At 69.7% G+C, this 267-nt stretch carries 1 pseudogene; it reads left to right on the forward strand.

Features of this window, described 5'->3' with window-relative positions:
- A pseudogene (locus tag ACYQ8K_RS30300) lies at positions 1-267 on the forward strand (replicative DNA helicase); the annotation flags it as partial.

A 267-nucleotide genomic window follows, 5' to 3' on the forward strand; every position in this document is an offset into this window, starting at 1 on the left:
CCGGGTCGGCGGTGCGCCGTACCTGCACACGCTGATCTCCGCGGTGCCCACCGCGGCCAACGCCGGCTACTACGCCGACATCGTCGCCGAAAAGGCCGTGCTGCGCCGCCTGGTGCAAGCCGGCACCCGGGTGGTGCAATACGGCTACGCCGGCGCGGACGGCGCTGACATCGCCGAGGTAGTCGATCGCGCCCAAGCCGAGGTCTATGACGTCACCGAAGACCGCGCCTCCCAGGACTATGCGCCGCTGGGCGATCTCATCCAAGA

This window comes from Mycobacterium sp. MUNTM1, assembly GCF_054660795.1.